The organism is Methylobacterium sp. E-025 (assembly GCF_022829705.1).
GTDB lineage: Bacteria > Pseudomonadota > Alphaproteobacteria > Rhizobiales > Beijerinckiaceae > Methylobacterium.
The window spans coordinates 1-13160 of sequence record NZ_JAKSYR010000078.1 but is presented as its reverse complement, the minus strand read 5'-3'; the positions used below and the strand labels follow the sequence as shown (position 1 = coordinate 13160).

The following is a 13160-nucleotide window of genomic DNA, read 5'->3' as shown; positions in this document are numbered from 1 at the left end:
GTATCCGTTCCGGTCCGGTCGGCTTGACTACAATCGTGCCTTGCAGGCCCGGGCCGATATGCTAGCGTAATTCCGCCCACCGAATCGTGAGGATGCGGGTGGGGCGCGGCTCAGAAGCGGATTCATCCGCCGGTCGCGCGCCGCGTCTCGACATCGCGTCGCCACGCCGCGCGTTTCGCGGGTCGATACGCCGTCGCACGCCTCGCGGACACGCCCGCCGGCGCCGCGCGACGGTCGTCGAAGGGGAGCTTGTGCGATGGACACGGGCGCGAGTTGCAAGATTTCCGCCTTTCAGGCCACGGTCGCCGACCGGCGGCTCTCCGCCCTCGAGGCGGAGAACCACCATCTCCGGGCGTTGCTGAGCGAGGCGAGCCGGCAGGCCGACGCGGAAGCCGAACGCAACGCGCGCCTCGGCCGGATCGTCGTCTCGGAACGCGGCGCCAGCCGCATCGAGGCACGTCGGATCGTCGCCGAGGCGGTGCGGTTGCGCGCCGAGGCCGAGAGCACCGTGGAGCATTGCCGGCGCGACCTGGCGCGCGGTGCCGCCCGCCTCGCCGGCGCCGAGGAGCTGAACGCGCAGCTCGGGGCCAGCGAGGAGTTCAACCGGCGCATCCTCTGGACCACCACCGATTTCGTGAAGGTGCTGGACCTCGACGGCCGCCTGATCACCGTGAGCGAGAACGGGCCCGCGGTCCTGGGCGTCGAGACGTTCGCCGGGCTCGTCGGCCGGGCCTGGATCGACTTCTGGTCCGCCCCCGACAGCCGGGCCGGCATCCGCGACGCCCTCGATGCGGCGCGGGCCGGGCGGCCGTGCCGGTTTCAGGCGGTGCTGAACGCGGGCGCCGCGCCGACCTGGTGGGACATCGCGGTGACGCCGATCGACGACGCCGACGGCCGCCCCGAACGCATCCTCGCGGTGTCGCGCGACATCACCGACCTCAAGCGCAACGAGGCGCGCCAGACCCTGCTCATGCAGGAGCTTGCGCACCGGGTGAAGAACACCCTCGCCCTGGTCCAGGCGGTGGCGACGCAGACCCTGCGCAACGCTCCCTCGCTGGAGGAGGCCGGCCGGGCGCTGGATGCCCGCCTCGTGGCGCTGGCCCAGGCCCACGACGTGCTGGTTCAGGGCGCGTGGTCGAGCGCCTCGCTGTCGGGCCTCGTCGCCGGCGCGGTGGCGCTGCACGGCGACGGGGTGCCCGGCCGCTTCACGGTGAGCGGTCCCGACCTGATGCTCGCCGCCGGCCACGGCCTGACCTTGGCGCTGATGCTGCACGAGCTCGCCACCAACGCCGCCAAGTACGGCGCGCTCTCGACCGGCGCCGGCCGGGTGGCGATCTCCTGGGCGATCGACGAGACGGAGCCGGATGCGCGCCTCCGCTTCCGCTGGGAGGAGATCGGCGGTCCGCCGGTCGCGCCGCCGACGCGGACGGGGTTCGGCACGCGCCTGATCGCCCGGTGCCTGAGCCACGATTTCGGCGGCGCGGTCGCGCTCCGGTTTCCGCCGACCGGGGCGGTGCTGACCCTGGAGGCGCCGCTCGTCTCGGTCGTCGCCGCCTGAGGCACCCCCGCCGGGGATCCGGCGCGACGCCCAGGCGGGCGCCGCCCATTGGCGATCGCCGCCGGGCGTGAGAGAGGTCGCGGCGTGTCCACGCTCCTCGTCTACGTCGCGGCCGGCCTTTGCGAGATCGCCGGCTGCTTTGCCGCCTGGGCCTGGCTCAGGCTCGGGCACTCGCCGCTCTGGCTCCTGCCCGGCGCCCTCGCGCTTGCCGGGTTCGCGCTGCTGCTCACCCGGGTCGAGGCGGAGGCCGCCGGGCGCGCCTACGCCGCCTACGGCGGCATCTACATCGCGCTCTCGCTCGCTTGGCTCTGGCTCGTGGAGGATCGCCCGCCAGACCGCTGGGACCTCTCCGGCGCGATGATCTGTCTCGCCGGCGCCGGCCTCATCCTGTGGGGGCCGAGGCCGGCATGAGTGCGCGCCTTGACGAGGCGGACACCGGGGAATAGGCCCCGGTGCTGGTGTTCAAACACAGTGTCCGCAGGCCTGATGACCGACAGCCCGACAGATCAACCCGTCGTTCTCCTGGTGGAAGACGACGGCCTTCTTCTGATGGAAGCCGCCGACACCCTCGCCGATGCGGGTTTCACGGTTCTCGAAGCGAGCCATGCGGACAAGGCGCTGAAGGTTCTTGAGAATCGCGACGACGTTCAAGTTCTGATGACCGATGTCGACATGCCGCAAGGCTCGATGGACGGTTTCGCGCTGGCCCGCCTCGTGGCCGACCGCTGGCCGGCGATCCCGGTCCTTGTCGTGTCCGGCATGGGCACGCCCGGCCCCTACGACATGCCCGACGGCGCCCGCTTCATCCCGAAGCCCTACGAGCCCAACACCCTGGTCCGGACGCTGCGCTCCTTCATCCACCGCGCGGCCTGAGCCCACGCCCGCAGGCCCGACGGGCCCTGCCCGCGGTTGCCCCTCCCCCGGTCCGCCGTGATAGGGCATGGTCCCGAGGACCGAGTTCGATGACAGACACGCCGAAGACGCCCCGATTCGCCACCCAGGCGATCCATGCCGGTGCCAGCCCCGACCCGGCCACCGGCGCGCGGGCGCAGCCGATCTACTTCACCAACGGCTTCGTGTTCGATTCCACCGAGCAGGCCGCCGATATCTTCAACATGCGCCGCACCGGGTTCTCGTACTCGCGCGGCTCGAACCCCACCGTCGCCGCCCTTGAGCGGCGCGTGGCCGCGCTCGAGGGCGCGAAGGCCGCCATCGCCGTGTCCTCGGGGCAGTCGGCGCTGCTGCTGGTGATGCTGACGCTGATGAAGAGCGGCGACGCCTACGTCGCCTCGCCGCGCCTGTTCGGTGGCTCGCTCGGCCTGATGCGGCGGCTCGACGGGCGCTACGACCTGAAGCCGCTCTTCGCCAAGGGCCTGACGCCGGCCGATTTCGAGGCGGCGATCACGCCGGTGACCCGGGCGATCATCTGCGAGTCGATCGTCAACCCGTGCGCCACGGTGATGGACATCGCCGGCATCGCCGAGGTGGCCCGGCGCCACGGTCTGCCGCTCGTCGTCGACAACACCCTCGCCTCGCCCGCCCTGATCCGACCGATCGAGCACGGCGCCGACATCGTCGTGCACTCGACATCGAAGTTCCTCGGCGGCTCCGGCCAGACCATCGGCGGCGTGATCTGCGACGCCGGCCGGTTCGACTGGACGAGGACCGACCACTACAACCTGATCACCGGCGCATGGCCCGACTACGACGGCCTCGTCATCACCGAGCGCTTCCCCGACAACCCGTTCGCGGTGGCCTGCCGCCTGTTCGGCCTGCGCGACCTCGGCCCCGGCCTCTCGCCGATGAACGCGTTCCTGACGCTGACCGGCATCGAGACCCTGCCGCTCAGGATGGCGCGCCACTGCGCCAACGCACGCACGGTCGCCGCCTACCTCAAGGACCATCCGGCCGTCGCCTGGGTGAGCTATCCGGGCCTGCCCGGCCAGCCCGGCGAGGCGCTGGCGCAGCGCTACGTGCCGCAGGGGCCGGGCTCGATCTTCACCTTCGCCCTGAAGGGCGGCGAGCCGGCCGCGCTGACGTTCATCACCAGCCTGGAGCTGATCTCGCACCTCGTGAACATCGGCGAGATCAAGTCGCTGGCGATCCATCCCGCGACGACGACGCACCGCCAGCTGCCGAAGGACGAGAAGGAGGCGGCCTGCGTCGGCCCCGACACCGTCCGCCTGTCGATCGGCCTGGAGAACGTCGAGGATCTGATCGCGGACATCGCGCAGGCCCTGGCCCAGGTGGGCTGAAGGTCGCCTCGGACGTTGCGGCATGCTCGACCGTGGTCGAGCATGCCGTCGCGAGCCGTCAGACCATGCCGAGCGCCTGCATGTAGAGCTCGAGGATCGCCTCCTCCTCCTGGCGCTCGCTGTGGTCCTTCTTGCGCATGCGCAGGATGGTGCGGACCGCCTTCACGTCGAAGCCGCGGCCCTTCAGCTCGGCCATCACTTCCTTGATGTCGCCGGCGATGCCGCTCTTCTCCTCCTCGAGGCGCTCGATGCGCTCGATGAACGCACGAAGCTCGTCGGCGGCCACGCCCTCGGATGATGACACGTCGCCGGGGGTCGGCATGGCATGCGCGTTCATGGTTCTCTCCTGTCCTGCCCGGTTCGTAGGGGAGTAAACTTACCGGGAGCTTAGCCGGAGCGACCCGCGCAGCCCCGCCGTGGAACGCGTCGCCGCGGCCGTTCGGTGCGGCTCCGCCGTGGACGTTCAGTGCGGCTCCGCCGCGGATTTGGCGAAGGCGGCCTGCTGCTCGGGGCTGGCCTCGGTCTGGTACTTCGCCTTCCATTCGGAGAACGGCATCCCGTAGACCCGCTCGCGGGCCTCGTCCTTGGTCAGGCCGAGCCCTTCGGCGTCGGCCGCATCCTTCATCCAGTTCGACAGGCAGTTCCGGCAGAAGCCGGCGAGGTTCATCATGTCGATGTTCTGGACGTCGGTGCGCGCCTGGAGATGCGCCACCAGGCGCCGGTAGACCGCCGCCTCGAGCTCGGTCTGCGTCTTCGGATCGATCTCGGTCATCGGCCTCTCGCGCTGTTCGTAAATGATCCGCTGGAGGTCGGCGCGGGGCGTGCCCGAGTCAAGCGTGCCCGCGTCAAGCGCGACCCTTCATCAGCGGGCGGAGAAGCCCGGCGAAGCGCGCGGCCCATTCGCCCTGCCCGGCCTCGGCGGCGATCAGGTCCTGGCGGATCTCGACCAGCGCATTGGCCAGCCCCCGCGCGGTGGCGTGCCGGTCGATCGTGTCGCCGGGCAGGCCGCCGCCGTAGGGCTCGTTGTCGCCCACCGTCAGCCCGGCGGGGTCGGCGCGCAGGCCCGCGATCAAGGGCGCGCTGAGGCGCTCGTCCCGGTCGTAGAGGATGCCGACCTCCCAGGGCCGGGGGACGCCGCGCCAGAACGGGGTGAAGCTGTGCATCGTCAGGAGCATCGGCGGGCCGGCCGCGGCGTCGGCCGCCGCCACCGCGGCATCGATCGCCCGGTCGAACGGATCGTAGAAGCGGGCGATGCGCGCCTGCTTGCCGGCCTCGTCGATCCGCGCGTTGCCGGGCACCACCGCCCCGTCCGAGAGCCGCATCACCAGCGTCGGGTCGGCCCGGCCGCGGTTCGGGTCGATGATCAGCCGCGAGAAGTCGGTGAGGATCGCCGGCGCGCCGAGCAGCGCCGCGAGCCGCCGGGTCACGCCCGCCGCCCCGATGTCGTAGGCGATGTGGCGCCGGAACTCGCCCTCGGGCAGCCCGAGCTCGATGTCGTCGGGCACGTGGTTCGAGGCGTGGTCGCAGGCCAGGATCAGCCCGCAGGCGGGATCGCCCGGGATCGTCTCGACCGGGTGGGGCGGGTGTCGCGCGAGGCTCTGGGACAGGGGCACGGGTCCGGTTCGGTTCGCGGAGGCTGGGAGGTCTTGCCGTCACGGCAAGGCTCGGGCAGAGCACGTATCAAGGATCGTGCGCTCACGGCAAGAAACGGCCACGGCAAGAAACAGGCCCGTCGCCCAAAGAGCCCGTCGCCCCTGCCCGCACCCGCGGGTCGCGAAGGCGAGGACCGCACGAACGAGGAAACGACGCGCGAGACCCTGACCGATGACGCCTGAGATCGACCCCGCCACGCGCGCCCTGCGGACCCTGCTCGACGGCTTCCTCGCCGCGGCGATCGAGGCCGCCCACCCCGATACCTGCCTGCCGGCGCACCTGCCGCCGCCGACCCCGGGCCGGCTGATCATCCTCGGCGCCGGCAAGGCGGGGGGAAGCATGGCGGCGGTCGCCAGCCGGTTCTACCGCGAGCAGCACGGGCTCGGCGACGACCGCATCGTCGGCCTTGCCGTCGCCCGCCACGGTTACGGGCAGGACGCGCCCGGCATCCGCATGGTCGAGGCCGGCCATCCCGTACCGGACGAGGCCGGCATCGACGCGACCCGGGAGGCGCTGGCGCTCGCCACCGCCGCCGGCCCCGACGACGAGGTGCTGGTTCTGCTCTCGGGCGGCGGCTCGGCCAACTGGATCGCGCCGGCTGGCGACCTGACGCTGCCCGAGAAGCAGGCGATCACCCGCGCGATGCTGCGCTCGGGCGCGCCGATCGGCGAGATCAACACCGTGCGCAAGCACCTCTCGCGCATCAAGGGCGGCCGCCTCGCGGTGGCCGCGCGCAACGCCCGCTCGATCCTGACGCTGGCGATCTCCGACGTGCCGTTCGACGACCCCGCGGTGATCGCCTCCGGCCCGACCGTGCCCGACCCGTCGACGCTCGCCGACGCCCGCGCGATCTGCGAGCGCCGCGGGATCCCGCTGCCCGAGACCGCGATCCGCCTGCTGAACGACCCGCTGAACGAGACCCCGAAAGCCGGCGACCCGGCCTTCGCGCGGGCCGAGTACCGCATCGTCGCCCGGCCGATCGACGCGCTGGAGGCGGCGGCCGCCGCCGCCAAGGCCGCCGGCTACGAGCCGGTGATGCTCGGCGCCGACCTCGAGGGCGAGGCCCGCGAGGTCGCGGCCGAGCACGCCCGCATCGCCCGCGAGATCAAGGCCTCGGGCCGCAAGGTCGCGCTGATCTCCGGCGGCGAGCTCACCGTGACGATCCGCGGCGAGGGCCATGGCGGGCCGAACCAGGAATACGCGCTGGCGCTCGCCATCGCGCTCGACGGCGAGACCGGGATCGCCGGCATCGCAGCCGACACCGACGGCACCGACGGCGGCCGCGGCGAGGCGACGGACCCGGCCGGCGGCCTCGTCGACCCGACCACGCTGGCTCGCGCCCGCGCCGCGGGCCTCGATCCGGCCGCGATGCTGGCCGACAACGATTCCACCCGGTTCTTCGCCGAGATCGGCGACCTCGTTCAGCCCGGCCCGACGAAGACCAATGTCAACGACTGCCGCATTATCCTCGTCGGCTGACTTTTTTGGGAGTTTGCGTTGCGGCTTCTCGTGATCGGCGCGGCGCTCGGGCTCGCGTTGCTCGGCGCCTCGCCGGCCCGCGCGGACCTGCGCCTGTGCAACCTCACCCCGAGCAAGGTCGGCATCGCGTTGGGCTACCGCGACCCGCAGGGCTGGGTCACGGAGGGCTGGTGGGACCTGACGCCGAAGGCGTGCGAGACCCTGCTCAAGGGCGCCCTGGCCGCACGGTTCTACTACGTCTTCGCCGTCGACTACACGCGCGGCGGCGAGTGGAGCGGGCGCTCGCTGATGTGCACCCGCGACAGCGAGTTCACGATCCGCGGCGTCGAGGACTGCCTCGCCCGCGGCTACGACCGCAACGGCTTCTTCGAGGTCGACACCGGCGAGCAGAAGAGCTGGACGATCCAGCTCTCCGACCCGAACCAGCCGGCGGCGGGGCAGCCGTGAAAGGTTAAGGTCGGGTCTCGGGTTGGGACCGTCTACGACGCACATGATCAGCGCGGTGCCGACGTCGAAGGTGACGTCGCATCGGCCCTTCCGAGGGGCGGTGGCGGTTCACGCAGCGGCACAAGACAAGCCTGCCATCAAGGCGGCATAACGTAGATTGTGATGGGCCGGGTCTGCAGCGGAGAGTATCCGTTGTTCCACGTTGACGCCGGCCGACCTCAGAACGTCAGCGAAGGCGTACTGGAAACGCGCCTCGACGATGCGGTCGGCGGGATCGGTCAGTATGACCACGCGCTCTGGGCGGTGACGGGCGATCTCGTCGGCGTGATCGATCGGATCGACGAAGTCGGTATAGCCCGTCACGTCCGTCGATAGACCCAACGCGGACCCGCGCTGGCGAACGGCCACGTTGCCGGAAGCGATGACGGCGCAGCCGATGTCGTTCCGCTGCGCCAGAAGCGCGCCCACCAAGTGGCCGCCGCCTGAGAAGCCTGCGAGATCGATCCGTGTCCAGCCGAAGCGCGCCTTGAGAGCATCGAGGGCGCCCCCCACGAGCGCCACTTCGCGCGGCCGTCGCCGCTCCAAATGATTTCCGGATGAACCGAAGGTTCCTGGCCGCGCGAGATTGATGAATGTTCGTGCCGTTGCCGCTGCATATTGCTCCGCCTCGCGCTGCATCAGCTTCGGCGTCAGATTCTGATAGTACGCGCCGACCTGCCAAATCGGCGGCCCGACCTGAGGCTGGACAACGTTGACCACGTCGCCCTCCAGGAAAATCAGCGGCGGCCGCTCGGCTGGCCCTGCCTCAGCCCCGTAGAAACGAAGGCAATCGTCGAGCCCATCGATGGTGACCCGAATGCGGTCCGTCCCTCGGCAATCGCCGATTGGAACGCCCTTGAGCACGTCGTGTGCCGAAAACGGCGACTCGTCGGCATGGGAAGAAGAAAGCGACGGCATCATAGAGGAAGCCTGATTCACAAGAAATACGCAGCTTGCACAACGGCTTGCGGTATTCCGGCGGGGGCTCGAGCTGGGTATTTCCGCCCTGATCCCGTCAAAGTCGAGTCTGGGGGCGGCCCTTGGTATCCGCGCCGAGGCATTTCCGGCGCGCGCCGAATCAGACGGAGAGCCTACCGCACGATCGGCCTATACCGAATGCATGGGGCTACCCGATCTTCCCCCGATCTTACGTTTCCTGCGCTTGGCAACACCGCCGGCGACATCGATTTCGCGTTTCGGGTCAAACAGGCAGCGCCCGGGCCCCACGTGACGGTGCGGTGGGGCTGGAACGAAACGTTTCAGCGCGCCGTGCACGAGCGGTGCTTTAACGAAAAGCCATTCTTCGCGATCGAACGGGCAGGCCGGCGCCTTGGGACGATTTCGATCGAGAGTTGTTCCACGCACCTGCGTCTCGGTGAGTTCTACCTGCTTCCGGCGTTCCAAGGACGTGGGCTTGGAACGGCGATCCTGCGACACTGCCTGACGCTGGCCGACGCACTGAGGCTTCCCGTGCGATTGGAGTATCTGCGTTGGAACCCGGTTGGATCTCTGTACCGACGTTGCGGCTGCGTGGAACTGGGTCGGACCGACGTCCACTGCTTGATGGAGCGTCCATCGACCTCCCCGCCCCCCGCCCCGCCTTGACGGGGCAGCATGACCGGTGCTTCTGGCCGCATGCCCGTCGTCACGACTTCATGATGTTCCGCCAAGGGGCACGCGGCGGCAGCGATGTGCCCCAGGAGGCCCGATGAAACGTTCACGCCGCACGAAGATCGTCGCCACCCTCGGTCCGGCTTCCGACTCGCCGGAGATGATCGCGAAACTCTTCCGCGCCGGCGTGGACGTGTTCCGGCTCAACATGAGCCACCTGCCGCGCGAGAAGCTGCCCGAGAAGGTCGAGGCGATCCGCGCGGTCGAGCGCGAGTTCAAGCGCCCGATCGGCATCCTGGTCGACCTCCAGGGCCCGAAGCTCCGGCTCGGCGCCTTCGCCGAGGGGTTCGCGATGATCGAGAACGGCGCGAGCTTCGTCCTCGACGGCGACCCGACGCCGGGCGACGTCCACCGCTGCTACCTGCCCCATCCGGAGATCCTCTCCGCCCTGGAGCCGGGCCACTCCGTCATCATCGACGACGGCAAGCTGCGCCTCACCGTCACCGAGGCGAGCGAGACGCGCGCCGTGACCCGCGTCGAGGTCGGCGGCCGCATCTCGAACCGCAAGGGCGTCTCCCTGCCCCACACGGTGATCCCGCTGCCGGCGATGACCGACAAGGACCGCTCGGACCTCGAGGCCGGCCTCAACGTCGGCGCCGACTGGATCGCGGTGTCCTTCGTGCAGCGGCCCGAGGACGTGGCCGAGGTGAAGAAGGTCTGCGCCGGCCGCGCCCTGGTGATGGCCAAGATCGAGAAGCCGCAGGCGCTGACCCGGCTCGACGAGATCATGGAGATCTCCGACGGCGTGATGGTGGCCCGCGGCGACCTCGGCGTGGAGATGCCGCTGGAGCAGGTGCCCGGCGTGCAGAAGCGCATCACCCGCGGCGCCCGGCGGATGGGCAAGCCCGTCGTCGTCGCGACGCAAATGCTCGAATCGATGATCACCGCCCCCGTGCCGACCCGCGCCGAGGTGTCCGACGTGGCGACCGCGGTCTACGAGGGCGCGGATGCGGTGATGCTCTCCGCCGAGAGCGCGTCGGGCGCCTTCCCGCTCGAGGCGATCGGCATGATGAGCCGCATCGCCGAGGAGGTCGAGCGCGACGCCTTGTACTGGTCGATCATCCGCGCGCAGAACTCGACGCCGGACCACACCGCCGCCGACGCCATCGCGGCGGCCGCCCACCAGATGGTCGACGCGCTCGACCTCGAGGCGATCATGGCCTGGACCCATTCGGGCTCGACCGCGCTCCGGCTCTCGCGCGAGCGCCCGAACGCCACGGTGATCGCGCTGACGCCCAAGCGCGAGACCGCGCGCCGCTTGGCGATCGCCTGGGGCACGCACCCGATCGTCACCAACGATGCCAGCGACGTGGACGACATGGCCTTCCGGGCCGCGAAGTTCGCGGTGCGCGAGCGCTTCGCCGAGGTCGGCGACCGCGTCATCGTGGTCGCCGGCGTCCCCTTCGGGACGCCGGGCGCGACGAACCTCGTGCGCATCGCCTTCATCACCCGCGAGCACGCCGCGAAGGCGTGATCGGCCGCTCCGTCCCGTTCTTCGGCGGGACGGAGCGCCGCCGCTCGCCCCGGCGGCGATCGTAGCGAGGCTTCCCGATGACGTCGCAGCCACCCGACGGCCTCCCGGCCTATCGCCTGCCGACCGGCAAGGACGACGCGGCGTTCCGTCGTCGCGTGTCGGACGCCCTCGCCCTCGGCCAAGTCCCGTAGGGATCGTCGGCGGCGACCTTCAACGGCATCCACGTCGTCGTGGCCCGAGCCGTCGTCTGGCCTTCCGCGTCGCGCTGACGGCCGATCCGACCGCCGACCGGTCCACGCGGCGCCTCAGGGCGCGACCGGGGCGGCCTCCGGCGCGGCGACCCGCTCGGCCATCTTCGACACCGCGTCGACCAGCGCCTGCGTCGACACCCACGGCACCATGTGGCCGATCCCCGGCAGCTCGACGAGGTCGGCCCCCGGGATCGTGCGGCTCAGGGGTTCGGCCTGACTCGTGTTGCCGACGGCGCCGTCGGCATCGCCGGTGACGATCGTCGTCGGCACGCGCAGCGATTTGTAGCGCGGCGCCTGCGCGGCGAGGGCTGCGGGGAGCGCGACCAGGTCCTGCACGCTGGCGAGCAGGGTGGCCGGGCGCAGGACCAGGGCGGCACGGCTGCGGTCGACGTAGCCCTCCGCCACCGGCTGCGGCTGGAACACGTTGCGCGCCGCCGTCTCGAGGAAGCGCAGGCCGATGGGCGGGCCGAGCGTCCGGCTCAGCAGCCAGGCCACCGGCGGCTGGAGCGCGAGGCGCCAGTACCAGGCCGGGGTCCGCGCCTCGCGGAACGGCAGCGCCACCGGCGCGACCAGCACCAGCCCGGAGACGCGCTCGGGATGGTCGAGGGCGAGGCTCAGCGCCAGGGCGCCCGCCCAGGAATGGCCGAGCACGATCGCCGGGCCGACGTTCATGCGCTCCAGCGCCTCGGCGATGGCCGCCCCCTGGACCGCCGGGGCGGCGGCGTCCTCGCCCGAGAGCCGGTCGCTCCAGCCGAAGCCCGGCCGGTCGAAGGCGACGACGCGAAAACCCTGCGCGGCGAGTGCCCGCCCGACGCCCTCCATCGGGTCTGAGGCGTTGGCCGAGGCCCCGTGCAGCAGCACGACCGTGGCGCGGGCCCCGGTCTCGGGGCCGGCCTGGATCGTCGCGAGGCGGCCGCCGGCGACGTCGACGAACGGCCCTTCCGGGGGATGCTGCGCCGAGACCCGGGCGGTGATGATCAGCGTCGCCACCGCGCCCGCGCCGAGGACGGCGCCGATCAGGGCCGCGACGAGGCCGAGCAGGCTCGCCAGCGCGAGGATCACGGCCTTCACAGGTCGCGACCGTCGACCTCGGGTGACAGACGCTCCATCGCGTCCTTGAGCTTCGGCATGCGCGGGTAGATGGCGATCGCCCGGCGATAGGCGTTCATCGCCCGCGCCTTGTCGTCCATCGACAGGTAGATCCGGCCGAGGGCCGCCCAGGCCTCGAAGTGGCGCGGCTCCAGCACCAGCGCACGCTGCAGGTCGGCGATCGCCGATTCCCTGTCGGTCAGGAGCCAGAACACCGTCGCGCGCCGGTTCCAGCCCTCGGACCAGGCCGGCTCGATCGCGGTGGCGCGGTCCATCAGCTCGGCGGCCAGGGCGAAGTCCTGTGCGGTCATCGCCTGGCGGGCGCGATCGGTGAGGAGGTCCACGGTGGCGCTGCCGGACCGGTCGAGGCGGCGCTCGATCAGGGTCGCGACACCCTTCGCCTCGGCGTCGTCCTCGGCGTTGCGGAGACGCTCGTACAGCTCGTTCAGGCTGGCGGCGGGCTTGCGGTCCTGCGACTTCGGCTCGGCGGCGGCCGGCGGATGGCGGTCCGGATTGCCGGGCGGCGCCGCGGCGGCGGCCGTCGAGACGGTCGCGAGCAGGACGAACAGGAGCGGTCGAGCGATGGGCGCCATGCGGGGAGCTTGGTCTCCCCGCCCGCCGGCGTCAACGCGCGGGATGCCGCGCGGCGGGGGCGGTCGCGCCGCCCGGTCGGGCATCCGTCGGGGACGGATGCCGCGACGCCTCAGCCCTGGCGGGCCTTGAAGCGCTTCTGGGTCTTGTTGATGACGTAGACCCGGCCCTTGCGGCGCACGAGCTGGTTGTCGCGGTGGCGGCCACGGAGTGACTTGAGGGAGTTGCGAATCTTCATCGGTCTTGCACGCGGCGCGGGTCGGACCGGCCGTCCATCGAAAGGGTGTCGGGATCGCACGCCCTCGCGGGCGCACGGCGATGGCGGCGGACGCATCGCGGAAAGAGCGGGCCCCATATCAGGATTCGGCCGCACGAGGCAAGGCACCGCAGCGAAGCATCGCGCAGGGCCGTGCCCGCGTGCCTACTTCTCGCGCCAGGCTTTGGCGACCTGGTCGGCGAGGGGCTTCATCAGGTAGCTCATCACGGAGCGCTCGCCGATCTGGAGGAAGGCTTCGACCGGCATGCCGGGCACGAGCTGGACCTCGCCCAGGCGCTCGCGCTGGGTCTCGGGCACGCGGATGCGGGCGGTGTAGTAGCTCTGTCCGGTCTTGGGATCGGTCGAGACGTCGGCCGAGACGCGGCTCACCGTGCCG

16 protein-coding genes and 1 pseudogene are annotated in these 13160 nt (G+C 71.3%); 9 read left to right on the top strand and 8 right to left on the bottom strand.

The features are described from left to right. Window positions 1-256 precede the first annotated feature (256 nt). The 4 genes from MKK64_RS08845 (at window position 257) to MKK64_RS08830 (ending at window position 3813) form a co-directional block, all read left to right on the top strand. Window positions 257-1558 (top strand): sensor histidine kinase, encoded by a 1302-nt coding sequence (locus MKK64_RS08845; RefSeq protein WP_243933693.1) that lies wholly within the window; start codon window positions 257-259, stop codon window positions 1556-1558. 84 nt (window positions 1559-1642) lie between these two features. Then, window positions 1643-1969, top strand: coding sequence for a YnfA family protein (locus MKK64_RS08840; protein WP_147842565.1), 327 nt, complete (start codon window positions 1643-1645; stop codon window positions 1967-1969). 75 nt (window positions 1970-2044) lie between these two features. Then, complete coding sequence (locus MKK64_RS08835) at window positions 2045-2431, top strand: response regulator (RefSeq protein ID WP_147727304.1); 387 nt, start codon at window positions 2045-2047, stop codon at window positions 2429-2431. A gap of 89 nt (window positions 2432-2520) precedes the next feature. Continuing rightward, window positions 2521-3813 carry an O-acetylhomoserine aminocarboxypropyltransferase/cysteine synthase family protein gene (locus MKK64_RS08830; RefSeq protein ID WP_243933684.1) on the top strand — a complete coding sequence of 431 codons (1293 nt, stop codon included), beginning with the start codon at window positions 2521-2523 and terminating at the stop codon, window positions 3811-3813. Window positions 3814-3871: 58 nt separating this feature from the next. Here the strand turns inward: MKK64_RS08830 and MKK64_RS08825 are convergent, their stop codons facing one another. The 3 genes from MKK64_RS08825 to MKK64_RS08815 form a co-directional block, all read right to left on the bottom strand. Continuing rightward, on the bottom strand, window positions 3872-4150 hold the full coding sequence (locus MKK64_RS08825; RefSeq protein WP_147727302.1) for a DUF2312 domain-containing protein: 279 nt from the start codon (window positions 4148-4150) through the stop codon (window positions 3872-3874). Between the two features lie 126 nt (window positions 4151-4276). Beyond that, complete coding sequence (locus MKK64_RS08820; protein ID WP_147727301.1) at window positions 4277-4585, bottom strand: DUF1244 domain-containing protein; 309 nt, start codon at window positions 4583-4585, stop codon at window positions 4277-4279. Between the two features lie 73 nt (window positions 4586-4658). After that, on the bottom strand, window positions 4659-5426 hold the full coding sequence (locus tag MKK64_RS08815) for an N-formylglutamate amidohydrolase (protein ID WP_243933676.1): 768 nt from the start codon (window positions 5424-5426) through the stop codon (window positions 4659-4661). A gap of 211 nt (window positions 5427-5637) precedes the next feature. Between MKK64_RS08815 and MKK64_RS08810 the strand changes: the two genes are divergently transcribed. After that, entirely contained in the window at window positions 5638-6945 is a 1308-nt protein-coding gene (locus MKK64_RS08810; RefSeq protein ID WP_243933674.1) for a glycerate kinase, read from the top strand. A gap of 18 nt (window positions 6946-6963) precedes the next feature. Continuing rightward, window positions 6964-7392: a DUF1036 domain-containing protein gene (locus MKK64_RS08805; RefSeq protein WP_243933672.1), complete on the top strand. Its 429-nt coding sequence runs from the start codon at window positions 6964-6966 to the stop codon at window positions 7390-7392. Between the two features lie 108 nt (window positions 7393-7500). Here the strand turns inward: MKK64_RS08805 and MKK64_RS08800 are convergent, their stop codons facing one another. Next, window positions 7501-8352, bottom strand: a complete 852-nt coding sequence (locus MKK64_RS08800; RefSeq protein WP_243933670.1) for an alpha/beta hydrolase family protein — start codon at window positions 8350-8352, stop codon at window positions 7501-7503. On the opposite strand from MKK64_RS08800, the gene MKK64_RS08795 reads away from it, so the two are divergent. From MKK64_RS08795 to MKK64_RS08785, 3 genes are all read left to right on the top strand, one after another. Next, entirely contained in the window at window positions 8326-9036 is a 711-nt protein-coding gene (locus MKK64_RS08795; protein WP_313898898.1) for a GNAT family N-acetyltransferase, read from the top strand. The two genes, MKK64_RS08800 and MKK64_RS08795, sit on opposite strands and share 27 nt — an antisense overlap. Before the next feature lie 103 nt (window positions 9037-9139). Then, window positions 9140-10576 carry a pyruvate kinase gene (gene pyk / locus MKK64_RS08790; protein ID WP_147728957.1) on the top strand — a complete coding sequence of 479 codons (1437 nt, stop codon included), beginning with the start codon at window positions 9140-9142 and terminating at the stop codon, window positions 10574-10576. Between the two features lie 77 nt (window positions 10577-10653). Next, entirely contained in the window at window positions 10654-10767 is a 114-nt protein-coding gene (locus tag MKK64_RS08785) for a DUF1737 domain-containing protein (protein WP_210246734.1), read from the top strand. Between the two features lie 114 nt (window positions 10768-10881). Here the strand turns inward: MKK64_RS08785 and MKK64_RS08780 are convergent, their stop codons facing one another. From MKK64_RS08780 to MKK64_RS08765, 4 genes and pseudogenes are all read right to left on the bottom strand, one after another. Continuing rightward, window positions 10882-11898, bottom strand: a complete 1017-nt coding sequence (locus MKK64_RS08780) for an alpha/beta fold hydrolase (RefSeq protein ID WP_147728958.1) — start codon at window positions 11896-11898, stop codon at window positions 10882-10884. Beyond that, complete coding sequence (locus MKK64_RS08775) at window positions 11895-12509, bottom strand: tetratricopeptide repeat protein (RefSeq protein ID WP_243933666.1); 615 nt, start codon at window positions 12507-12509, stop codon at window positions 11895-11897. Before MKK64_RS08775 ends, MKK64_RS08780 begins: the two co-directional genes overlap by 4 nt. 110 nt (window positions 12510-12619) lie before the next feature. Further along, window positions 12620-12745, bottom strand: coding sequence for a type B 50S ribosomal protein L36 (gene ykgO / locus MKK64_RS08770; RefSeq protein ID WP_003601867.1), 126 nt, complete (start codon window positions 12743-12745; stop codon window positions 12620-12622). A gap of 183 nt (window positions 12746-12928) precedes the next feature. Beyond that, window positions 12929-13160, bottom strand: a pseudogene (locus MKK64_RS08765) (HlyD family type I secretion periplasmic adaptor subunit); the annotation flags it as partial.

Excerpts from the sequence above, each read along its gene's own strand:
- MKK64_RS08810 (WP_243933674.1), top strand. The coding sequence starts at position 5,638 with ATGACGCCTGAGATCGACCCCGCCACGCGCGCCCTGCGGACCCTGCTC.
- MKK64_RS08795 (WP_313898898.1), top strand. The coding sequence starts at position 8,326 with ATGGGAAGAAGAAAGCGACGGCATCATAGAGGAAGCCTGATTCACAAG.
- MKK64_RS08830 (WP_243933684.1), top strand. The coding sequence starts at position 2,521 with ATGACAGACACGCCGAAGACGCCCCGATTCGCCACCCAGGCGATCCAT.
- MKK64_RS08835 (WP_147727304.1), top strand. The coding sequence starts at position 2,045 with ATGACCGACAGCCCGACAGATCAACCCGTCGTTCTCCTGGTGGAAGAC.
- ykgO (WP_003601867.1), bottom strand. The coding sequence starts at position 12,745 with ATGAAGATTCGCAACTCCCTCAAGTCACTCCGTGGCCGCCACCGCGAC.
- MKK64_RS08775 (WP_243933666.1), bottom strand. The coding sequence starts at position 12,509 with ATGGCGCCCATCGCTCGACCGCTCCTGTTCGTCCTGCTCGCGACCGTC.
- MKK64_RS08825 (WP_147727302.1), bottom strand. The coding sequence starts at position 4,150 with ATGAACGCGCATGCCATGCCGACCCCCGGCGACGTGTCATCATCCGAG.
- pyk (WP_147728957.1), top strand. The coding sequence starts at position 9,140 with ATGAAACGTTCACGCCGCACGAAGATCGTCGCCACCCTCGGTCCGGCT.
- MKK64_RS08820 (WP_147727301.1), bottom strand. The coding sequence starts at position 4,585 with ATGACCGAGATCGATCCGAAGACGCAGACCGAGCTCGAGGCGGCGGTC.
- MKK64_RS08845 (WP_243933693.1), top strand. The coding sequence starts at position 257 with ATGGACACGGGCGCGAGTTGCAAGATTTCCGCCTTTCAGGCCACGGTC.
- MKK64_RS08800 (WP_243933670.1), bottom strand. The coding sequence starts at position 8,352 with ATGATGCCGTCGCTTTCTTCTTCCCATGCCGACGAGTCGCCGTTTTCG.
- MKK64_RS08785 (WP_210246734.1), top strand. The coding sequence starts at position 10,654 with ATGACGTCGCAGCCACCCGACGGCCTCCCGGCCTATCGCCTGCCGACC.